The sequence below is a fragment of the Curtobacterium sp. PhB137 genome, assembly GCF_003814955.1.
Taxonomy (GTDB): domain Bacteria; phylum Actinomycetota; class Actinomycetes; order Actinomycetales; family Microbacteriaceae; genus Curtobacterium.
In genome coordinates this window covers 79,808-100,789 of sequence record NZ_RKQO01000006.1, presented here as the reverse complement: position 1 = coordinate 100,789, position 20,982 = coordinate 79,808, and the positions used below count along the sequence as shown (strand labels likewise).

The 20,982-nt window shown below is 70.4% G+C and carries 14 protein-coding genes; 9 read left to right on the top strand and 5 right to left on the bottom strand.

Features of this window, described 5'->3' with window-relative positions; genetic code table 11:
* Window positions 1-9: 9 nt before the first annotated feature.
* The 4 genes from EDF28_RS10125 (at window position 10) to EDF28_RS10110 (ending at window position 8,093) form a co-directional block, all read left to right on the top strand.
* Window positions 10-2,961: a bifunctional [glutamine synthetase] adenylyltransferase/[glutamine synthetase]-adenylyl-L-tyrosine phosphorylase gene (locus EDF28_RS10125; protein WP_123938185.1), complete on the top strand. Its 2,952-nt coding sequence runs from the start codon at window positions 10-12 to the stop codon at window positions 2,959-2,961.
* Between the two features lie 503 nt (window positions 2,962-3,464).
* Complete coding sequence (locus tag EDF28_RS10120) at window positions 3,465-5,066, top strand: glycosyltransferase family 2 protein (RefSeq protein WP_123938184.1); 1,602 nt, start codon at window positions 3,465-3,467, stop codon at window positions 5,064-5,066.
* Window positions 5,059-6,669 carry a glycoside hydrolase family 26 protein gene (locus tag EDF28_RS10115; protein ID WP_123938183.1) on the top strand — a complete coding sequence of 537 codons (1,611 nt, stop codon included), beginning with the start codon at window positions 5,059-5,061 and terminating at the stop codon, window positions 6,667-6,669. The genes EDF28_RS10120 and EDF28_RS10115 overlap by 8 nt, the downstream gene beginning before the upstream one ends.
* Complete coding sequence (locus EDF28_RS10110; RefSeq protein WP_123292672.1) at window positions 6,666-8,093, top strand: UDP-glucose/GDP-mannose dehydrogenase family protein; 1,428 nt, start codon at window positions 6,666-6,668, stop codon at window positions 8,091-8,093. The genes EDF28_RS10115 and EDF28_RS10110 overlap by 4 nt, the downstream gene beginning before the upstream one ends.
* 395 nt (window positions 8,094-8,488) lie before the next feature.
* Here the strand turns inward: EDF28_RS10110 and glnA are convergent, their stop codons facing one another.
* On the bottom strand, window positions 8,489-9,913 hold the full coding sequence (gene glnA, locus EDF28_RS10105; RefSeq protein ID WP_123938182.1) for a type I glutamate--ammonia ligase: 1,425 nt from the start codon (window positions 9,911-9,913) through the stop codon (window positions 8,489-8,491).
* Window positions 9,914-10,055: 142 nt separating this feature from the next.
* Here glnA and EDF28_RS10100 point away from each other — a divergent pair, with 142 nt between their 5' ends.
* Complete coding sequence (locus EDF28_RS10100) at window positions 10,056-10,511, top strand: RDD family protein (RefSeq protein ID WP_123292673.1); 456 nt, start codon at window positions 10,056-10,058, stop codon at window positions 10,509-10,511.
* Between the two features lie 184 nt (window positions 10,512-10,695).
* Here EDF28_RS10100 and EDF28_RS10095 read toward each other — a convergent pair whose 3' ends face one another.
* Window positions 10,696-11,409 (bottom strand): DUF4191 domain-containing protein, encoded by a 714-nt coding sequence (locus EDF28_RS10095; protein ID WP_111087017.1) that lies wholly within the window; start codon window positions 11,407-11,409, stop codon window positions 10,696-10,698.
* 128 nt (window positions 11,410-11,537) lie between these two features.
* Between EDF28_RS10095 and EDF28_RS10090 the strand changes: the two genes are divergently transcribed.
* Entirely contained in the window at window positions 11,538-12,365 is an 828-nt protein-coding gene (locus EDF28_RS10090; RefSeq protein ID WP_123938181.1) for a hypothetical protein, read from the top strand.
* Between the two features lie 110 nt (window positions 12,366-12,475).
* On the opposite strand, the gene sucB is transcribed toward EDF28_RS10090, so the two are convergent.
* The 3 genes from sucB to EDF28_RS10075 all read right to left on the bottom strand — a co-directional run bounded on the left by sucB (window position 12,476) and on the right by EDF28_RS10075 (window position 17,055).
* Window positions 12,476-13,975, bottom strand: coding sequence for a 2-oxoglutarate dehydrogenase, E2 component, dihydrolipoamide succinyltransferase (gene sucB / locus EDF28_RS10085; RefSeq protein WP_123938180.1), 1,500 nt, complete (start codon window positions 13,973-13,975; stop codon window positions 12,476-12,478).
* 73 nt (window positions 13,976-14,048) lie between these two features.
* A complete protein-coding gene (lpdA, locus tag EDF28_RS10080; protein WP_123292677.1) occupies window positions 14,049-15,422 on the bottom strand; it encodes a dihydrolipoyl dehydrogenase in 1,374 nt (457 codons plus the stop codon).
* Window positions 15,423-15,576: 154 nt separating this feature from the next.
* Complete coding sequence (locus EDF28_RS10075; protein WP_123938179.1) at window positions 15,577-17,055, bottom strand: leucyl aminopeptidase; 1,479 nt, start codon at window positions 17,053-17,055, stop codon at window positions 15,577-15,579.
* A 75-nt stretch (window positions 17,056-17,130) separates the two neighbouring features.
* Here EDF28_RS10075 and EDF28_RS10070 point away from each other — a divergent pair, with 75 nt between their 5' ends.
* From EDF28_RS10070 to EDF28_RS10060, 3 genes are all read left to right on the top strand, one after another.
* On the top strand, window positions 17,131-18,060 hold the full coding sequence (locus tag EDF28_RS10070; protein ID WP_123938446.1) for a proteasome assembly chaperone family protein: 930 nt from the start codon (window positions 17,131-17,133) through the stop codon (window positions 18,058-18,060).
* A 156-nt stretch (window positions 18,061-18,216) separates the two neighbouring features.
* On the top strand, window positions 18,217-19,536 hold the full coding sequence (locus EDF28_RS10065; RefSeq protein WP_123938178.1) for a nitrate/nitrite transporter: 1,320 nt from the start codon (window positions 18,217-18,219) through the stop codon (window positions 19,534-19,536).
* Between the two features lie 193 nt (window positions 19,537-19,729).
* On the top strand, window positions 19,730-20,980 hold the full coding sequence (locus tag EDF28_RS10060; RefSeq protein WP_123292681.1) for an RNA polymerase sigma factor: 1,251 nt from the start codon (window positions 19,730-19,732) through the stop codon (window positions 20,978-20,980).
* The last annotated feature ends 2 nt before the right edge of the window (window positions 20,981-20,982 follow it).

Below are 20,982 nucleotides of genomic sequence, written 5' to 3'. Positions count from 1 at the left end.
GCGCACCACATGACCGGTCGGACGACGTCGTCGCGTTCCGAGTTGGCCCGCCTGGGCTTCGCCGAGCTGTCGGAGAGCCTGGAGCGGATCGCCGACCTGGAGGCGCGGTTCGGCTCCGTCGTGCCGCTGCCGGTGAGCGGCACCCCGGCGCTCTGGGGCATCACCGCGGATCCCGACGGCGCGCTGCGGCTGCTGGAACGGCTGCTCGAGCGTGCTCCGGACGAGCTCCGCCCCGTCCTGACGGACGAGGCGGCGACGGAGCGGCTGATCCGCCTGCTCGGCGCCTCGGTCGGTCTCGGCGAGTTCCTGCACCGTCGTCCTGCCGAACTCGCACTGCTGCTCGAGCCCGTCGTCGCGCCGTGGTCGCAGGAGCGGTACACGGCGTCCCTGCTCGAGGCGATCGACGGCGCCACCGGCGAGGACGCACGGATGTGCCTGCGGGTGCGGTACCGCCGGCACCTCGCGCAGATCGCCCTGTACGACGTGCTGCACTCGTCGCCGACCGAGGCGTTCCCGGCCGTCGCTGCCGGACTGGCCGACCTGGCCGGGGCAGCGCTCGACGCCGCGGTCGACGTCGCCCGGCGCGAGGTGCCGTTCCCGGCCGCCGACGTCGCTGCGACCCCGCTCGCGGTGATCGCGATGGGCAAGGCCGGCGCACGCGAGCTCAACTACGTCAGCGACGTCGACGTCATCTTCGTCACCGAGGCCACCGACGACATCGACACCGACCGTGCCGTCCGCATCTCGACGCGGATCGCGATCGCCGCGACCCACGCGATCACCGACCTGGCCGCCGAACCCGGTCTGTGGGAGGTGGACGCGAACCTGCGACCGGAGGGCAAGGACGGCGCCCTCGTCCGCACGCTCGACTCGCACGTCGCGTACTACGAGCGCTGGGCGAAGTCGTGGGAGTTCCAGGCGCTCCTCAAGGCGCGGCCGATCGCCGGCTCGGCCGACCTCGGCGCGCGCTACGCCGAGGCCGTCGCACCGTTCGTCTGGAGCTCGTCGGCGCGCCCCGGGTTCGTCGAGTCGGTGCAGCGGATGCGCGAGCGCGTCACCGACCACATCCCCGACGGCGAGGTCGACCGGCAGCTGAAGCTCGGTCCGGGCGGTCTGCGCGACGTCGAGTTCACCGTGCAGCTCCTGCAGCTCGTGCACGGTCGTGACGACGAGTCCGTGCGCGTCCGTTCCACCCTCGAGGCGATGGACGCCCTGACCGCGGCCGGGTACGTCGGACGCGCCGAGGCCGCCCACTTCGGTCCGGACTACGCGCTGCTCCGGGTCCTCGAGCACCGTATCCAGCTCCGCCGACTGCAGCGGACGCACCTGATGCCGACCGACGAGGAAGAACTCCGCGTCCTCGCCCGGTCGAGCGGTCTGGCCACCTCGGCCTCGGCCCTCGAGACCCGGTGGCGTGCGGTCAAGCTCGAGGTCCGCGGCCTGCACGAGCGGCTGTTCTACCGTCCGCTCCTGTCCGCCGTCGCCACGACCGAGGGTGAGATCGTGCTGACCGACGACCAGGTCGTCGATCGGCTCGGCGCGATCGGGTTCGTCGACCCGCCCGGTGCGCTGCGGCACATCCGGGCGCTCACACAGGGCACGAGCCGACGTGCGGCGATCCAGCGCAACCTGCTGCCGGTGCTCCTGCGGTGGATGGCCGAGGGGCCGGCGCCGGACCGGGCCCTGCTGGCGTTCCGAAGGCTCAGCGACACCCTGGGGGAGTCCAGCTGGTTCCTCCGGATGCTCCGCGACTCGTCCGGGGCTGCGCACTCGCTGACCACCGTGCTGTCGGAGTCGGCGTTCCTGTCCGGTCTGCTCGAGCGGTTCCCGGAGGCCGTCGCCTGGCTCGACGAGCCCGAGTCGCTCCTGCGTGCCCGCCCGATGGACTCGTTGCTCGCCGAGATGACCGCGACGACCGCGCGGCACGGCAACGACGTCGACGGTGCGGCCAGCCTGCTGCGCTCGGCGCGCCGCCGCGAGACCCTGCGCCTCGGCATGGCTGCGGTGCTCGGCCACCTCGACGTGGACGCCCTGGGTGCTGCACTCAGCGACGTGACCGAGGCGACGCTCGCCGGGGCCCTCGCGCTCGCCCGGCGGGACGCCCCCGCGGACTTCGAGTTCGGGATCATCGCGATGGGCCGCTACGGCGGGCGTGAGCTCGGCTTCGGCTCCGACGCCGACGTGCTCTACGTGTACCGCGCGCCGGACCTGGCGACCGAGGTGGCCTCCCGGACGGCACAGACCATCGTGCGCGAGCTGAACCGGCTCACCGAGGACACCGTCCACCCGCTCGACCTCGACATCGACCTGCGCCCCGAGGGGAAGAACGGCCCGGTGGCGCGCACGCTCGAGTCCTACGGCGCCTACTACGCCCGGTGGTCGCTGACGTGGGAGGCGCAGGCGCTGCTCCGTGCCCGTGGCGCGGTCGGCGACGCCCAGCTGCTCCGGGACTTCGAGCACCTGGCCGACCGCACGCGCTACCCGGAACGGATCGACGAGAACGAGGTGCGCGAGGTCCGCCGCATCAAGGCCCGCGTCGAGTCCGAGCGGCTGCCACGCGGGGCCGATCCGGCTCGCCACCTGAAGCTCGGGCGCGGATCGCTCAGCGACGTCGAGTGGTTCGTCCAGCTCCTGCAGCTGCAGCACGCCCTCGAGTTCCCCGCGCTCCGCACGACCTCGACGCTCGAGGCGCTCGACGGTGCCGTGGCCGCCGGGTTCGTCAGTGCCGACGACGGCGAGCGGCTCGGGGCGGCCTGGCGTTTCGCCTCGCGGACGCGCAGTGCGCTGGTGCTCTGGTCGGGGAAGACCACCGACGTCCTGCCCGTCGACCGCGTCCAGCTCGAGGGCGTCGCGCGGCTGATGGAGTACCCGCCCGGCTCGGCGAGCGAGCTGGAAGAGGACTACCTCGGCGTCACCCGACGTGCACGGCAGGTCTTCGAGCGCGAGTTCTACGGCGCCTGACGCCGCACCGACACGCCCGGGCGTGCTCCCCGGACGCGAAGGTGACGAGTCGTCGCAGGTTAATTCCCCGTGTCGCGCACCGTCCCCCGTTCGTTTCGGACTGTACCCCGATTCGGACAGACGGGCTCGTCGTTACTTCGTCGTGACCACCACGCGCCGGGCCGCCGGCGGACGTGCCAGAGGTCCGCGCCGACTCGCCCGGTGACCATGTCGTGAACAGGGGTTTACCGAGGTGGTGATCCGCGCCTCCCGGTAGCGATCGCCGCCCACCAGGGTGAGTGACAGGGTGAACGCGGTCCGCAGGAGTGCTGTCAGCACGAGGGGGGACCACCGGTCCCGGTGGAGATGGGGACAAGTGTGTACCCCGTAACGCGTTCGAAACGCCCCCGGACGGGGGTCGCGTTGCGCTGGGGTTCAGGTTTCTGCGTCAATTGGGACACCCGAACCGACCCTGATTCCCCAACGTCGCGGAATCTCCACCTCGAACGTTGAAGCAGGGATCAGTGTTCACCTTCATTCTGCAGATCAGGCAGATGGTCGAAGGCCACCCCGAGTTCTACCTGTTCGCCGTGTACTCCGCGGTGATCTGGTTGCTCTGGTTGGTCAAGGTCGTCATCTCCGCCCGTTACCGCCCGTTCACCGGCACCTTCGTCGGTACCACCAGCGTCGTCGTCCCCGTCGTGGACGAACCGCTCGACCTGTTCCGCGACGTCATCGGTCGCATGGTCGAGCAGCGACCCGGCGAGATCATCGTCGTCATCAACGGCGCCCGCAACGAGGCGCTCGAAGCCGTCTGCGACGAGTTCGCCCCGCTCGTCCGCTGGACCCACACGCCCATCCCGGGCAAGCGCAACGCCGTCAAGGTCGGCACCGAGATGTCCAACGGCGACATCACGGTGCTCGTCGACTCGGACACCGTCTGGACCCCCGGCGCGCTCGAGGAACTCCTCAAGCCGTTCGCCGACGAGTCCGTCGGCGGTGTCACGACCCGGCAGCGCATCCTCGAACCCGAGCGCAGCTGGATCACCCGCTGGGCCGACTGGCTCGAGAACTCGCGGGCGCTCTACTCGATGCCCGCGCAGAGCGTCCTCGGGCAGATCGGCTGCCTGCCCGGGCGCACGATCGCCTTCCGGCGGAACATCCTGATGCGCGTCATGGACAAGTTCATGCACGAGAAGTTCATGGGTGTGTTCCTCGAGGTCTCCGACGACCGCACGCTCACGAACCTCACGCTCAAGGAGGGGTACCGGACCGTCTACCAGTACACATCGCTGGTCTACACGGACGCTCCGCTGCAGGTGAAGAAGCTGTTCAAGCAGCAGCTCCGCTGGGCCCGTGGCTCGCAGTACAACACGTTGCGCATGCTGCCGTGGATGCTCGGTCACGCCCCGGTGCTCGCGGCGTTCTTCATCACCGACATCATCCTGCCGTTCATGCTCTTCGGTGTGATCGCCGGCTGGATCTACCGGGCCTTCACCGGGCAGGGCGAGAACCTCTACCAGGGCATCCTGTCGCAGTACGGCTTCTCGACGGGCTTCGTCTACGTCGCCGCCCTGATGGTCGTCTCGTCGGTGCTCAGCATGGCCATCCGGCAGATGCGCCACCTGGCCGAGAAGCCGAGTGACTTCTTCCGCCTGCCGATGTTCATCATCGTGTCGACGTTCTTCCTCATGCCGATCCGGCTCATCGGCTTCTTCCGCCTGGCGCACGCGTCCGGCTGGGGGACCCGCGCCGGTGCCTACGCCGGCGGTCCGATGCAGGAGGACCCGTCCGATGCCGCGCAGCCGTCGTCCTTCGGCACCGAGACCCCGGTCAGCCCGATCGACGCCGCGGACCGTGCCCGGGCCGTCGACGGACGCGTGCCGCTCGGGAGCGACCAGGTGGCCGTGGACCGCGCGTTCGACGAGCTCTTCGGGGCCGACGCCAGCACCAACTCCACCACGACCGTGCTCGCGACCCGGCGCGAGGCCGCTGCCGCAGCAGCAGTGCAGCCCACAGCCCCACGGACCGCCCCCGTGAAGGCCCGCCGGTACAACCCGTACGCCGCGATCCCGTACTGCATCGGCATCGCGATCTTCGTCCTGGAGGCCTTCCTCATTGTCTGACATCATCCGCTCCTCCAGTACCTGGTGGGCGCAGTCGAGCAAGCACGCCCGCTGGACGGCCGTCGGCACGACCGCCATCGTGCTCGCCCTCGCGCTCATCACCTGGTCGGTCTGGGTCTCCCCGGCCGGCCCCGTCTCCACCGCCGTGCACCAGGCCCTCGGGGTCACCGCCCCGAAGGCCAAGAAGGTGTCGGCCGCCGAACTGCAGACGCAGCTCGACGCTGCCCAGGACCGAATCTGGGCGCTCGAGGGCAAGCTCGACTCCCGCACCGCCCAGGCCGGGTCGCGTGGCGACCAGATCACGGAGCTCAAGGCGCAGGTCGCGTCGCTCCAGTCCCAGCTCGGTTCCGCGAAGGGCTCGGGAGGCTCGTCCTCCGTCAACGCGTCGGGTTCCGGTGCGAACGGGGCCGGCACCTCGGGCTCCGGCTCGGGTTCCGGGACCGGCGGGTCCGCTGTCTCGGACAACGGGTCCGGGTCGGGTTCCGGCTCCGGTTCCGGCGGAAGCTCGGCCGGTGGGTCGGGTTCGAGTGGCGGCTCCGGCGGCTCGGGTGGTGGCTCCGGTGGGGTCACGAACCCGAACCCCGGCCCGTCGACCGACCCGGGCACCACGCCCGTGGCGGTCCCGACCAAGGCGGACATCCTCGGGCAGCAGTCCCGCTGGTACGGCCTGTACACGGCGCAGTCCCCGTTCAACTGGTCCGAGTACGACCAGGTCTCGCAAGAGGTGGGGAAGGCGACGAACATGGTCGGCTTCTTCCAGGGCTTCGACCAGGACTTCAACCAGAACGCGGTCCAGCGCTCGTGGGCGAACGGTCGTCTGCCGATGATGACGTGGGAGTCGGTGCCCGCGAAGACGGGCAACGACGAGCCGTACGTCGAGGGCTACACCAACGAGGACGTCATCTCCGGCAAGTTCGACGCCTACCTGACGCAGTACGCCAAGTCCCTGGCGGCGAACGGCCAGCCGCTCGTCATCCGGTTCGACCACGAGATGAACGGCCAGTGGTACAACTGGTCCGAATCCGCGAAGCAGCAGAACGCCGCCGGCTCGTACACCGCGATGTGGCAGCACGTCTGGAACGTCTTCCAGGCCAACGGCGCGAACCAGTACGCCATCTGGGACTGGTCGCCGTCGCGCATCGACAAGCTCGGCAACGCGAAGTACCAGACGCTCGAGTACATGCAGAACTACTACCCGGGCGCCGAGTACGTCGACTGGGTCGGCATGAGCGGCTACTACCGTGACGCCACCGAGCAGCCGACCTTCGAGAACACCTTCGGTGCGACGCTCGCCCAGATCCGGCAGGTCGCGCCGGGCAAGGGCATCGTGCTCAACGAGATCGGGGCCACCGAGACCGGGGGCAGCGTCTCGAACCCCCAGAAGACCCAGTGGATCAACTCGCTCTTCGACGCCCTGGCCGACCCCGCCAACTCGGACATCATCGGCTTCGCGTACTTCAGCGAGACCGCGACCACGATCGTCGACGGCACACGCACCACGAACGACTGGCGACTCAACTCGCGAGCCGACTCCCTGGCGGCCTTCGCCGAGGGCATCAAGCGCAACGACATCGACTACGACCTGCAGGAGGTCACGCCATGACCGCGTCCAAGAAGTCGCCCGACCAGGCCGACACCCGTCCCGCACCCGTCATCAGCGTCATCGGCACTGGCTACCTCGGTGCCACCCACGCGGCCGCCATGGCCGAGATGGGCTTCGAGACCATCGGCGTGGACGTCGACCCGGCGAAGCTCGCCGCGTTGTCCGCCGGCGAGGTCCCGTTCTTCGAACCCGGCCTGCCCGAGCTCATCACGAAGCACGTCGCGAGCGGCAAGCTCCGCTTCACCGCCGACATCGCCTCGGCCGTCGCCGCCGCGGACGTCCACTTCGTCTGCGTCGGCACCCCGCAGAAGGCGGGCTCGCACGCCGCCAACCTGGCGTACGTCGAGAGCGCCACCCGCGGCGTCGCCGAGAACCTCACCCACCCGGGACTCATCGTCGGCAAGTCGACGGTCCCGGTCGGCACCGCTGCGCGACTGCGCGGCATCGTCCGCGAGTTCACCCCCTCGGGGATCGACGCCGAGCTCATCTGGAACCCGGAGTTCCTCCGCGAGGGCAAGGCCGTCGAGGACACCCTGCACCCGGACCGCCTGGTCTGGGGCGGCGCGTCCGAGGCTGCCGACGCCGTCATCCGCGAGGTCTACGCCGCGCCGATCAGCGAGGGCACCCCGGTCATCACCACCGACCTCGCCACCGCGGAGCTCGTCAAGGTCAGCGCCAACGCGTTCCTCGCCACGAAGATCTCGTTCATCAACGCGATCTCCGAGATGTGCGCGATCACCGGCGCCGACGTGTCGACGCTCGCCGACGCCCTCGGGCACGACGCCCGCATCGGCCGGAAGTTCCTGAACGCCGGCCTCGGGTTCGGCGGCGGGTGCCTGCCGAAGGACATCCGGGCGCTCATGTACCGCGCGAACGAGATCGGGGCGGGCCAGGTCGTCGGCCTCATGCAGCAGGTCGACGAGATCAACATGGGCCAGCGTCAGCGGGTCATCGACATGGCGATCGACTCGGCCGGGGGATCGGTGCTGAACCGTCGCGTGGCCGTGATCGGCGCTGCGTTCAAGCCCCTGACCGACGACGTGCGGGACTCCCCGGCGCTCAACGTGGCCGCTGCACTCCACCTGCGCGGCGCCCAGGTCACCCTCTGGGACCCCGAGGCGATGGAGCCGGCGAAGCGCTCGTTCCCGACGCTGAGCTACGCCGCGTCGATGGCGGACGCGATCGAGGGCGCCGACGTCGTCCTGGTGCTCACCGAGTGGGACGAGATCATCACCGCCGACCCGGTCGCCCTCGGTGACCTCGTCGGTCGCCGCGTCGTGATCGATGCGCGCAACTGCCTCCCGGTCCACGACTGGGTCAAAGCGGGGTGGACCGTCCGTTCCCTGGGGCGGCCCACGCCGGTCACGGGTGCACCCGTGAGCGTCGCAGCGGGGACGAACGACTCGTTGGCCACGGCTCGCTAGTCACCGTTCGCGAAGCGGGGTCCGTGCCGGGCGGCACGGGCCCCGTTCCCGTGTGCGCGGTGCCGGGTCGGATCGGATCGAGCACAGGTGGTCGAAACGGGCGTACCTGGTCGGAACTTTCGACCAGGTACGCCCGATTCGGCTTCCCAGTCCGGGTGCGATGGGAAGGAACGTGCGTCGCGACCAGCCGGGAGGCCCAGTGCCGGCCCGCCGGACCGGCACCGGGCCTCCAGGCAGTCGCGTCCGTACCCCCCGCTCACGGAGGCCGCGTCGTCACGCGCTGAGCGACACCTCACGGCTGGCGCAGCCCGTGAGGTGTCGCCCACCCCGAAACGTGACCGGCACGGCGAAGGCCCCGCACCTGACGGTGCGGGGCCTTCGTGTGTCAGCGAGGATCAGACGCCGAAGTACAGCTCGTACTCGAACGGGTGCGGGCGCTGGGCCAGCGGGAGGATCTCGTTCTCGCGCTTGTAGTCGATCCAGGTCTGGATGAGGTCCTCGGTGAAGACGTTGCCCTTCGTGAGGAACTCGTGGTCCGCCTCGAGGAAGTCGAGCGCCTCGTCGAGGGAGCCGGGGACCTGCGGGATGCCCTTTGCTTCCTCGGGCGGGAGCTCGTAGAGGTCCTTGTCGACGGGCTCGTGCGGCTCGATGCGGTTCTGGATGCCGTCGAGGCCCGCCATCAGCTGCGCGGCGAAGGCGAGGTACGGGTTGCCCGAGGCGTCCGGCGCGCGGAACTCGATGCGCTTGGCCTTCGGGTTGGTGCCCGTGATCGGGATGCGGATCGCAGCCGAACGGTTACCGGCCGAGTAGACCAGGTTGACCGGAGCCTCGAAGCCCTTGACCAGGCGGTGGTACGAGTTGATCGACGGGTTGGTGAAGGCGAGCAGCGCCGGAGCGTGCTTCAGCAGACCGCCGATGTACCAACGGGCCAGGTCGGACAGGCCGCCGTAGCCGTTCTCGTCGTAGAAGAGCGGCTTGCCGTCCGACCAGAGCGACTGGTGGGTGTGCATGCCCGAGCCGTTGTCGCCGAAGAGCGGCTTCGGCATGAACGTGGCGACCTTGCCCCACTGGTCCGCCGTGTTCTTGACGATGTACTTGAACTTCAGGATGTCGTCCGCGGCGTGGACCATCGTGTCGAACTTGTAGTTGATCTCCTGCTGGCCGCCGGTGCCCACCTCGTGGTGCGAGCGCTCGAGCTCGAAGCCCGCGTCGATCAGCTTGAGGGTGATGTCGTCGCGCAGGTCGGCGGTCTTGTCGACCGGCGACACGGGGAAGTAGCCGCCCTTGTAGGGGGTCTTGTTGGCGAGGTTGCCGCCCTCTTCCTCACGACCGGTGTTCCAGGCGCCCTCTTCGGAGTCGACCGCGTAGAACGACTCGTTCTGGGTGACGGAGTAGCGGACGTCGTCGAAGATGTAGAACTCGGCCTCGGGGGCGAAGAACGCGGTGTCCGCGATGCCCGTCGACGCGAGGTACTTCTCGGCCTTCTTCGCCACCTGGCGCGGGTCGCGGCCGTAGATCTCGCCGTTCCGCGGGTTGTAGATGTCGAAGATCATGATGAGCGTGCGCTCGGCGCGGAACTGGTCCACGTAGGCGGTGGTCACATCGGGGATCAGCTGCATGTCGGACTCGTGGATCGACGCGAACCCGCGGATCGAGGAGCCGTCGAAGAGCTGGCCGACCGAGAAGAAGTCCTCGTCGACGGTCGAGGCGGGGATGTTGAAGTGCTGCTGCACACCCGGCAGGTCCGTGAATCGGATGTCGAGGAACTTGACGTCGGTGTCCTTGATGAAGGCCAGGACCTCGGAGGAATCGCTGAACATGGGGGCCGATCTCCAATGGGTTGGGTGATGTCGGAGGTACCGATCAAGGCACCTCCGACGAGGCTATTGACACGGGGTTTCCCGGACGTGACTGAATTGTTTCGGGCGTGTTACGGGCGGCAGGTCGCCTACGCTTGGGGGCATGGCCCGCAGCTCCTCCAGTCCGTCCGCGCCCTCCGAGCACCCCGACGGCTGGCCGGGCAAGGACCTCGGTCTGCCGGAGGAAGGACCCCGCAGCGTCGGGCGGATCGGACGGCGGATCGTCGCCCTGCTCATCGACGGTGCCCTTGCCGACCTCATCGCCTACGTGACCGGGGTCTGGTCGCCGGTGAACGGTTCCGGCGACATCGCGCACTCGTGGGTGCAGCTGGCGATCTTCGCCGCGCTCCAGGTGCTCTTCATCTGCCTGTTGTCCGGCTCGTTCGGGCACATCTGCGTCGGGCTGCGCGTCGTGCCGATGCGCGGGGGGTACGTGGGGGTGTGGCGTCCGGTCGTCCGGACCGTCCTGCTCTGCCTTGTGGTGCCGGCGCTCATCATCGACCGGGACAGCCGCGGCGCGCACGACCGCATCGCCGGCACGGTGCTCGTCCGCCGCTGACCGGCGCCCCGCGCCACCGGTCGCACGCACGGTGCGAGGTTGATCACTCCGTGCGTCGTTCCGTCCTCGCACCGAGTGAACAACCTCGCACCACCCGCCGCCACCAGCGACCGCAACGCACGCACGCAGAACGCCCCCGACCTGGCACGGTCGGGGGCGTTCTGCGTGGTGGTTCGGGGACGGGTCAGCGCGGACGTCCGGCACGGGCACGCATCGGGTCCATGCCCTTCGGGATCGCAGCGGCGGGGCTCTGCGTCAGCGAGTCGAGGCGGTTCGCGACGGCCAGGACCTCGTTGCGGTTGAGCGACTTCTTGAACTTGTTCATGGCACGGGGGAGCTTGTGCAGCGTGAGGGTGTCGTCGCCGTCACCGACGCTGACCACGTGGACCGCGACGTTCGGGACGATGCGCTGCACCTTGCGACGCTCTTCGTCGACCTGACGCTTCAGGTTGCCGCGCTGGCCCTCGGTGATGAGGACGACGCCGGGACGCCCCACCGCGCGGTAGACCGCGGACTGCGAGCGACCGTGCACGGCGACGGGCATCTCGCTGGAGCGCCACTGCCGACGCAGCGAGTTGGAGAGCACCGCACCGACGGCGCCGGGCTGGCCCTCGATCTGCGAGTACGCCGCCCGCTCGGCCAGCCGGCCGAGGACGATGAGGAAGAGCAGCACGCCCATCAGGACACCGGCGACGATCCACAGGATCATCGCGAGCCAGTTCTGGCCCGGGAGCACCAGCGCCAGCACGATGCCGAGGACGACGGGGCCGACGAATGCGAGGGCGAACCACCAGACGGACGACGGGTCGGCCCGTCGGGTCATCTGGAAGACCTGGAACATCTGCTTGAGACGCCCCGGCTCCTTCGCCTTCGTGTCTGTGGAAGTGCTGCGTGCCATGCTGACAGGATACGGCCTCCGCGGTCCGGGGGAGACCGCAGTCGGTCCGGCTGTGCGCGAACACGCGTTGTCCACAGACCGGGCAGGACGGACAGGAGGCCCGGCTCGCCTCCGCCACGCTCGTCACCATGGACCCGAGCACCGACCAGAGCGTCGACGACGCCCGCAGCGACCGTTGGGTCGCGCCGGCCGACGACGCTGCCGTGGCGGCCTGGATCGCAGATCGGTGCGCCACCGGACACCGGCACCTGGTGCCCGTTGAGGCGGTGGGCCGGACCGGGGCCGGCGGGCTCGTGACCCTGCTCGACCGCCCACGCGGCACGCCGCTCCCGGTGGCGCTGGACCGTCTCGGCACCCCGACGACCGGGGTCGCGGTGACCCTCTGCGTGCCGCTGCTCGAGCTCCTCGTCGCGGCCGTGGACGGCGCGGTGCGGCTCGGCGTCGCCGGGATCGACGACGTCCTGGTGGACGACGCGGGCGCCGTGGTGCTGTGCGATCGCCCGGCTGGAGCCGTCCGCGACGGCACGGAGCTGCCCGGTGACGATGCTGCACGGGTCCTCGTGCTCGCCGCCCGGGTCGTCTGGGACCGTGTCGACCCGCGCGATCCGAGTCGCGACGAGGTGGACGCTGCGCTCCTCGCGGCGCTCGACGGCGACCGCAGCACCGTGTGCGCGGCGCTCGACGCGGTCCGGGGTGCGGCGCCGCCGCGGCCGTTCCGGTGGGCCCCACCGCCGGCCGACCTGGTGTTCGTCGAGGCGGACCCGCCGCTCGACACGACGGGCCCGGCAGCTCGACTGCGCGAGGTCGTCGAGCTCGGCATCCCGCTCGGTGCCGGTCGGCGGTTGCCGCTCCGCCGCGCCGTGGTCGGTGTCGTCGTCGCGATCGGTACGGTCGTCGCCGCGGTGTCCGTGCTCGGTGCCGGAACGGACACCGGGACCGGTGCGGGTGGTGGCTGACGCGCCCGGACACCCCGGACGCCCCCGGACGCCGACGAACCGGAGCGGGAACGGCAACGGCCCCGGCTCCCCACGAGGGGGAACCGGGGCCGTCGGCCGTGGTGCTGGGGTCAGTACCCGAGGTTGGGGGTGAAGTTGCCCTCTTCCAGGCGGTTCTTGACCGCGACCAGGTAGCGCGAGGCGTCCGCACCGTCGATGATCCGGTGGTCGTACGACAGCGCGAGGTAGACGAACGAACGGATCGCGATCGCTTCCTGGCCGTCGACCTTCACGACCGCGGGACGCTTCGTGACGATGCCGGTCCCGAGGATCGCCGACTGCGGCAGGAACACCACGGGGGTGTCGAACAGCGCGCCACGCGAACCGGTGTTCGTCAGCGTGAACGTCCCGCCGGCGAGCTCGTCGGGCTTGAGCTGGTTGTTCCGGGTGCGCTCCGCCAGGTCCGCGATGGACTTCGAGAACTGCGCCAGGTCGAGCGAGGCTGCGTCCTTGATGACCGGGGTCAGCAGGCCGCGCTCGGTGTCCACCGCGATGGAGACGTTCTCGGACTCCGGGTAGACGATCTCGTCGCCCTCCACGGTCGAGTTGATCTTCGGGTGGGCCTTGAGCGCCTCGGACGCCGCCAGGGCGAAGAACGGCATGAACGAGAGCTTCGAACCGGTCTTCTCGAGGAACTCCGCCTTGTGGGCGTCGCGGAACTGCGCCACCTTCGTGACGTCCACCTCGACGACGCTCGTGAGCTGTGCGGTCGAGGTCATCGACTGCACGGCGCGCTCGGCCACGACCTTGCGCAGGCGGGTCATCTTCTCGCGGGTGCCGCGCAGCGGCGAGACCTCGGCGACGAACGGACCGGACGCGGCGGCGGGTGCAGCTGCACCACCGGCGGCCGGGGCCTTCGCGACGGCCGCGAGCACGTCCTCCTTGCGGATGCGCCCGCCGACACCGGAACCGGTGACGGTGGACAGGTCGACGCCCTGCTCGTTCGCGAGCTTGCGGACGAGCGGCGTGACGTAGCCGGAGGCTGCGCCGTCCTGCGTCGGGTTCGGCACCGCGGCGGCGGTGGTCGCGCTCGGCGCGGCCGGTGCGGGTGCAGCAGCTGCCGGCGCTGGGACGGCGGCCGGGGGTGCGGCGGCGGGCGGCGGGACCGGAGCGGCCTGCGGGACCGGAGCGGCTGCGGGCGGTGCGGACGGGGCCTGCGGGGCCGCGGGCTGCGTCTGTCCGGCGGGGGCCGGCTCGGGCTCGGTGGGCTCCGGGGCGGGGGTCTCGGACTCCTGCTCGGTGCTCGGCTCGGCCTCGGGGGCCTCTGCCTCGGCAGCGGCTTCGTTCGAGGACTCGTCGGACGAACCGGAGTCGGAGGAACCGGAGTCGGACGAGCCGTCGCCGATCTTCACCAGCGCGGTGCCGACCTCGACGGTCTCGTCCTCCTGCACGAGGATCTCCTCGATGACGCCGGCGACGGGCGACGGGATCTCGGTGTCGACCTTGTCGGTCGAGACCTCGAGCAGCGGCTCGTCGACCTCGACCCGGTCACCGACGTTCTTCAGCCATCGGGTCACCGTGCCCTCGGTGACGCTCTCGCCGAGCGCCGGGAGGCTGACGGATTCGCTCATCGGGTGGACTCCTCTTCGCGGGGGGTTGCAGTTGTTGTGGATGTCATTGTCACAGGGCGCGGACTCGTGCGGGTCACAGCGCGTGCAGCGGCTTGCCCGCGAGGTGCATGAACGCCTCGCCCAGGGCCTCGTTCTGCGTCGGGTGCGCGTGCACGAGCGGAGCGATGTCCTCCGGGTACGCCTCCCAGTTCACGGCGAGCTGGGCTTCACCGATGAGCTCGCCGACGCGGGCGCCGATCATGCTCACGCCGACGACGGGACCGTCGACGACGCGGACGACCTTGACCGAACCGGACGTGCCGATGATGTGGCTCTTGCCGTTGCCGGCCAGGTTGTACTCGTACGAGTCCACCTTGTCGGCGCCGTACTCGGCCTCGGCCTTGGCCTGCGAGAGGCCGACGGAGGCGACCTCGGGGTCGGAGTACGTGATCTTCGGGATGTTCTTGTCCTCGATGATCACCGGGTTCAGGCCGGCGATCTCCTCGGCGACGAAGATGCCCTGCTGGAAGCCGCGGTGTGCGAGCTGCAGCCCGGGGACGATGTCGCCGACCGCGTAGACGTTCGGCAGGTTGGTGGCGAGGCGCTCGTTCGTGGTGACGAAGCCGCGGTCCATGGCGACGCCGACCTCGTCGAAGCCGACGTTCTGCGTGACCGGGCCACGTCCGACGGCGACCAGCAGGACGTCGCCGTCGAAGGTCTTGCCGTCCTCGAGCGTCACGACGACGCCGTTCTCGTGCTGCTCGACGCCCTGGAACCGGACACCGAGCGAGAACTCGATGCCGCGCTTGCGGAAGGCACGCTCGAGCTGCTTCGACATCGACTCGTCCTCAGCGGGGACGAGGTGGGGGAGCGCCTCGACGATCGTGACCTCGGCGCCGAAGGACTTCCAGACGCTGGCGAACTCGACGCCGATGACGCCGCCGCCCAGGATGACGACCTTGTTCGGCACGTAGTCCATGCGCAGTGCGGTCTCGGAGGTGATGACGCGGCCGCCGATCTCGAGCCCGGGCAGGGACTTCGAGTAGGAGCCGGTCGCGAGCACGACGTTCTTGCCGACGATGTTCTGGTCGCCGACCTGCACGGTGTTCTGCGAGGTGAGTCGACCCCAGCCTTCGACGACGGTGATGCCGCGGGCCTTGATGAGGCCCTGCAGGCCCTTGTACTTCGAGGTGATGACGCCCTGCTGGTACTCGATGACCTTCGGGACCTCGACACCGGCGAACTCCGCGATCACGCCGTACTTCTCGGCGTCGCGCGTCGCGTCGGCGACCTCGGCCGCGTGCAGCAGTGCCTTGGTGGGGATGCAGCCACGGTGCAGGCACGTCCCTCCGAGCTTGTCGCCCTCGATGAGCGCGACGCTCATGCCGAGTTCGGCGGCCCGGAGCGCAGCGGCGTAGCCACCGCTCCCGCCACCGAGGACCACGACGTCGTAAGTCTGTTCCGTCACCTGGTGCAACTCCCTCGTGCGTGTCGGGCCGATCGGGCCCTACGTGGACACCGCGGGGGCGGCGTCCGACGGTCGGACCGCGTGGTTCCGGTCCCGTCCCGTGCAGTACCGGTGGGAGGCGCGTCGATGCCCCGTCCCACCGGTACCAAACCTACTACTCGGACTGGAGGTCTTCTGCGAGCGCGATGAGCGTGCGGACCATCACACCCGTCGCGCCCTTGCCGAGCCACCCGTAGCCGCCGCCCTTGTGCTCGGACGGACCGGCGATGTCGAGGTGCGCCCACGGGATGCCCTCGCCGACGAAGCGCTCCAGGAACTTGCCGGCGAGCAGCATGCCGCCGGCCGGGTTGCCGACCGTGGCGTTGACCATGTCGGCGACGTCGCTGGCGAGCCGGGCGTCGAGTTCCTCGGGCAGGGGCATCGGCCAGATCGGCTCCGACACGCCCTCGGCCACGGCACGGAGCTTCGCGACGAGGTCGTCGCTGCCCATCAGGCCGGTGGTGCGGTCGCCGAGCGCGACGACCTGCGCGCCGGTCAGGGTGGCCACGTCGACGATGGCGTCGGGCGTCTCGAGCGAGGCGGCGGCCATGCCGTCGCCGAGCACCAGGCGGCCCTCGGCGTCGGTGTTCGTGACCTCGACGGTCTTGCCGTTCTTGAGGGTGAGGACGTCACCCGGGCGGGTCGCCGTGCCCGACGGCATGTTCTCGGCGAGTGCGAGCCAGGCGGTGACGCGCACGTCGAGGCCCAGGCGTGCGGCGGCGACGGTCGCGGCGAGCACCGTGGCGGCGCCGGTCATGTCGGTCTTCATGCCGAGCATCGACGCCGCCGGCTTGAGCGAGAGCCCGCCCGAGTCGAACGTGATGCCCTTGCCGACGAGGGCGAGGTGCTTCGTGGCGGACTCCGGTGCGTAGCGGACGACGACCAGGCGCGGGGGACGCGCCGAACCACGGCCGACCCCGAGGATGCCGCCGAAGCCCTGCTCCTCGAGTGCCTGCTCGTCGAGGACCTCGACGGTGAGCGGGAGGTCCGAGGCGAGCCCGGTCGCCACGTCGGCGACGTCCTGTGGTCCCAGGTCGCCGGCGGCGGTGTTCACGAGGTCGCGGACCAGCGACGCGGCGTCGGCCACGATCGCCGGACGGACCGCGGCGTCCGTCGCGGCGGACGGCGCGAGGACCGTCACGCGCTGGTCGCCACGCGTCGGCCCGGTCGTGCCGGCACCCTTGTGCCGCGTGAAGGCGTAGGCACCGAGCGCCGCGCCTTCGAGCGCTGCCTCGACGAGTGCGTCGGTGTCGGTCGGCAGCGCGAGGGCGATCGACGCGGCGTGCGGCAGCTGGCGGACGGCGCTGCCGGCGGCCGAGCGGTACGCGGCCGCGTCGGTCCCGGTGCCGAGCCCGATGAGCGCGATGCTCGCGGCGTCGACGCCGACGGCCGGGATGCGTACGAGCTGGTCCTTGGCGCCCGTCGCGCCGATCGCTGCGAGGTCGAGGTCGTCGAGCGCGGAGAACGGTGTCGTGGCCGGCCGGGCGATCGTCGCGGGGGCACCGTCGGCACCGGGCCGGACGCCGACCACGAGGACGTCGGCGGAGATCGAGGAGGGGGCGGAGGAGTCGGTGGAGAGCGTCGGTCGGACCATGCTCCAACCCTATCCACGCACTGTTCGCTGTCGGCGTGGCCGTCCCGCGCGGGGGCGTCGGTGGCCCCGCCTAGCATGGGGACGGTGAACCACCCCGAGGAGCTCTACACGTTCGACGAGGCCGCCCCGACCGTCCCGGCCGGGCTGCACCTGGTCGCCGGGCTCACCGGCTTCGCGGACGCCGGTTCGGCCGTTGCCCAGGTGACGGCGTCGGTGCTCGACGACCTCGACACGCAGCTCGTCGCCGAGTTCGACCCCGACGTGCTGCTCGACTGGCGTGCTCGCCGGCCCGTCATCACCTTCGAGCACGACCACATCGCCGCCGTGGAGCCGCCCCGGCTGGCGCTGCACCTCGTGCGCGACGAGATCGGCCAGCCGTTCCTGTTCCTGTCCGGCTACGAGCCGGACTTCCAGTGGAACCGGTTCGTGGACGCCGTCACCGGCCTCGCCGCCCAGCTCCAGGTCGCGGACACCACCTGGGTGCAGTCGATCCCGATGCCGGTCCCGCACACCCGCCCGATCAGCCTGACCGTCTCCGGCACCCGCGCCGACCTCGTCGAGCAGATGAGCGTCTGGAAGCCCGAGACCCAGGCGCCGGCGAACGTCCTGCACCTCGTCGAGCACCGGCTCGCATCCACCGGCGCGCAGGTCACCGGGCTCGTCCTGCTCGTCCCGCACTACCTGTCGGACACCGAGTTCCCGGACGCGGCCGTCGCCGCCCTGTCCGGCATCGCTGCGGCCACCGGCCTCATCTTCCCGACGGACGCCCTGCGCGAAGCAGGTCGGGAGTTCCTCACCCGGGTCGAGGAGCAGGTCGCCGGCAACGCCGAGCTGCAGCGACTCGTCGGTGTGCTCGAGGAACGGCACGACACGTACATGGAGGGCAACCCGGTCGCGTCGCCGCTCACGGACGTCGACGGCGAGGTGCCGACCGCGGACGCGATCGCGGCCGAGCTCGAGCGCTTCCTGGCCGACCGGCGCACCCAGGGTGACGGCGGCGAGTAGCCGGGTCGGGCCCTGAACGGTCCGGAACGGCGGCCTGGAGGCCCGGGGCGGGCCCGCACCGTTCCTCCCGTCGGTCGTCCGGTCGCGACCAGGACGTCACCAGTTTCGGCGACACACGTCGCGTATCCGGCTCCGCCGGATCGGTAGCCTGTCGGGGTGAACTCCCGTCGCGCCTACCTGATCTGGGGCATCGCGGTGCTCGCCTACGTCCTGGCGGTCGTGCAGCGGTCCTCGCTCGGGGTGTCCGGGGTGGACGCGCAGGACCGGTTCGCCGTCTCGGCGGCGGTGTTGTCCACGCTCGCGGTCGTGCAGATCGCCGTGTACGCCGGACTCCAGATCCCGGTGGGCGTCGCGCTCGACCGGGTGGGGCCGCGCAAGCTCGTCCTGCTCGGCGCCGCGCTGCTCGTGGTCGGCCAGGCCGTCGTGGCCTTCTCGCCGACGATCGGCCCGGCGATCGCGGGCCGGGTGCTCGTGGGTGCCGGCGACGCGATGACCTTCATCTCGGTGATCCGCCTGGTGCCGATGTGGTTCAGTGGCCGGATCCTGCCGCAGATCTCGCAGTGGACGGGCAACCTCGGGCAGATCGGCCAGATCCTGTCGGCGTTCCCGTTCGCGGTGCTCCTGCACGCCGCGGGGTGGACGCCCGCGTTCGGGGTCGCCGCCGCCGCGAGTGCCGTCGGGCTCGTCCTGGCGTTCGTCTTCGTCCGCAACGGCCCCGTGGTCGTGCGGACCGGAACGATCCCGCTGCCGCACTCGTGGGGCGCCGCGTTCCGGACGTTCGGGCACGCGTTGCGTCGACCGGGCACGCAGCTCGGGTTCTGGTCCCACTACGTGACGCAGTCGTCCGGCACGGTGTTCTCGCTGCTGTGGGGCGTCCCGATGCTCCGCGGGCTCGGGTACAGCCCCGCCGAGGCCGCCGGCTTCCTGACGATCATCGTCGCCGTGGGCTTCGTGGCCGGGCCGGTGCTCGGGCTGCTGTGCGCGCGGTTCCCGATGCGCCGATCGAACCTCGTGCTCGGCGTGGTCGTGCTGCTCGCCGTGGTGTGGACCGCGATCCTGCTCTGGCCCGGCCACCCGCCGACCTGGCTGCTCGTGCTCCTCGTCGTGGCGATGGGCATCGGCGGCCCCGGTTCGCTGATCGGGTTCGACTTCGCCCGGACGTTCAACCCGGTCGGTTCCCTCGGGTCCGCGAACGGCGTCGTCAACGTCGGGGGCTTCCTGGCGGCCTTCGTGATGATGTACCTGATCGGGCTGCTGCTCGACGTGATGTCCCGCGTCACCGGTGAGACCGTGTTCGCCTGGGACAACTTCCGCGTGGCCCTCACGGTGCAGTACCTGGTGGTCGGGTTCGGTGTCGCGATGCTCCTGCACGCCCGGCACCGCACGCGCCGGGTCCTCCACGCGGAGGAGGGAATACGCGTCGGACCGCTCTGGGTTGCACTCGTTGCGCGCCTGCGGAAGCGGCACGTGCAATAATGATCACGGACCCACTCAGGACCCCCATCCTGTCGGAGCACTTCGGAGCGCCGATCAACCCGGGGGACTTGACATGGGTCTTAGTGCTGCCCGGAACGGTAGGACTCGACGACGCGGGGGACTGCGGCTCGGGCCCTGGGCGGCGAGGGAGGCCACGACCCCACGAACGTGGCACGACGAGAGAGGTGATCGCATGGCTGCCCGGAGCACGACGATCGATCCCACGAAGGACACTCAGCCCGAAGGTGCTGTGGCAGAGGACGCCACGGACGCCGAGGGAACCGCCGCGCCGAAGAAGCGCGCCACCAAGGCCCCCGCCAAGAAGGCCCCGGCCAAGAAGGCCGCCCCGAAGGCGAAGAAGGTCGACCCCGTCGACGAGGCGAACGAAGCCACCGACGAGCCGACCGAGGACGTCGAGGACACCGACGACAAGGCGATCAAGCCCGACGCCGCCGCTGCGGTCGCCGCTGGCGCGCTCGTCATCTCGCAGACCGACGACGACGAAGCCCCGGTCTACTCCACGACCATCACGGGTGCGACCGCCGACCCGGTGAAGGACTACCTCAAGCAGATCGGCAAGGTCGCCCTGCTCAACGCCGAGCAGGAGGTCGAGCTCGCGATGCGCATCGAGGCCGGCCTGTTCGCCGAGGACAAGCTGCAGCACTCGACCGGGCTGACCAAGCCGGCCGAGCGTGAGCTGCGCTGGGTCGCCCGCGACGGCCAGCGCGCCAAGTCGCACCTGCTCGGCGCGAACCTCCGCCTCGTGGTGTCGCTCGCCAAGCGCTACACCGGCCGTGGCATGCAGTTCCTGGACCTCATCCAGGAGGGCAACCTGGGCCTGATCCGTGCGGTCGAGAAGTTCGACTACACCAAGGGCTTCAAGTTCTCGACCTACGCGACGTGGTGGATCCGCCAGGCGATCACCCGCGCCATGGCCGACCAGGCCCGCACCATCCGCATCCCGGTGCACATGGTCGAGGTCATCAACAAGCTCGCTCGTGTCCAGCGCCAGATGCTGCAGGACCTCGGTCGCGAACCCACTCCGGAAGAGCTCGCCCGCGAGCTCGACATGACCCCGGAGAAGGTCGTCGAGGTGCAGAAGTACGGCCGCGAGCCGATCTCCCTGCACACGCCCCTGGGCGAGGACGGCGACTCCGAGTTCGGTGACCTCATCGAGGACACCGAGGCGGTCGTACCGGCCGACGCGGTGGGCTTCACCATGCTGCAGAAGCAGCTCGAGAGCCTGCTCGACTCCCTGTCCGAGCGCGAAGCGGGCGTCATCCGCATGCGCTTCGGCCTCGGTGACGGCCAGCCGAAGACCCTCGACCAGATCGGTGACACGTTCGGCGTGACGCGTGAGCGCATCCGTCAGATCGAGTCCAAGACGATGGCGAAGCTCCGCCACCCGTCGCGGTCGCAGTCGCTGCGCGACTACCTCGAGTAGGC

Coding starts and splice junctions, on each gene's coding strand:
- EDF28_RS10070 (WP_123938446.1), top strand. CDS start 17,131: ATGGGGACGGTGAACCACCCCGAGGAGCTCTACACGTTCGACGAGGCC.
- EDF28_RS10095 (WP_111087017.1), bottom strand. CDS start 11,409: ATGGCACGCAGCACTTCCACAGACACGAAGGCGAAGGAGCCGGGGCGT.
- EDF28_RS10090 (WP_123938181.1), top strand. CDS start 11,538: ATGGACCCGAGCACCGACCAGAGCGTCGACGACGCCCGCAGCGACCGT.
- EDF28_RS10060 (WP_123292681.1), top strand. CDS start 19,730: ATGGCTGCCCGGAGCACGACGATCGATCCCACGAAGGACACTCAGCCC.
- EDF28_RS10125 (WP_123938185.1), top strand. CDS start 10: ATGACCGGTCGGACGACGTCGTCGCGTTCCGAGTTGGCCCGCCTGGGC.
- sucB (WP_123938180.1), bottom strand. CDS start 13,975: ATGAGCGAATCCGTCAGCCTCCCGGCGCTCGGCGAGAGCGTCACCGAG.
- EDF28_RS10110 (WP_123292672.1), top strand. CDS start 6,666: ATGACCGCGTCCAAGAAGTCGCCCGACCAGGCCGACACCCGTCCCGCA.
- EDF28_RS10100 (WP_123292673.1), top strand. CDS start 10,056: ATGGCCCGCAGCTCCTCCAGTCCGTCCGCGCCCTCCGAGCACCCCGAC.
- glnA (WP_123938182.1), bottom strand. CDS start 9,913: ATGTTCAGCGATTCCTCCGAGGTCCTGGCCTTCATCAAGGACACCGAC.
- EDF28_RS10075 (WP_123938179.1), bottom strand. CDS start 17,055: ATGGTCCGACCGACGCTCTCCACCGACTCCTCCGCCCCCTCCTCGATC.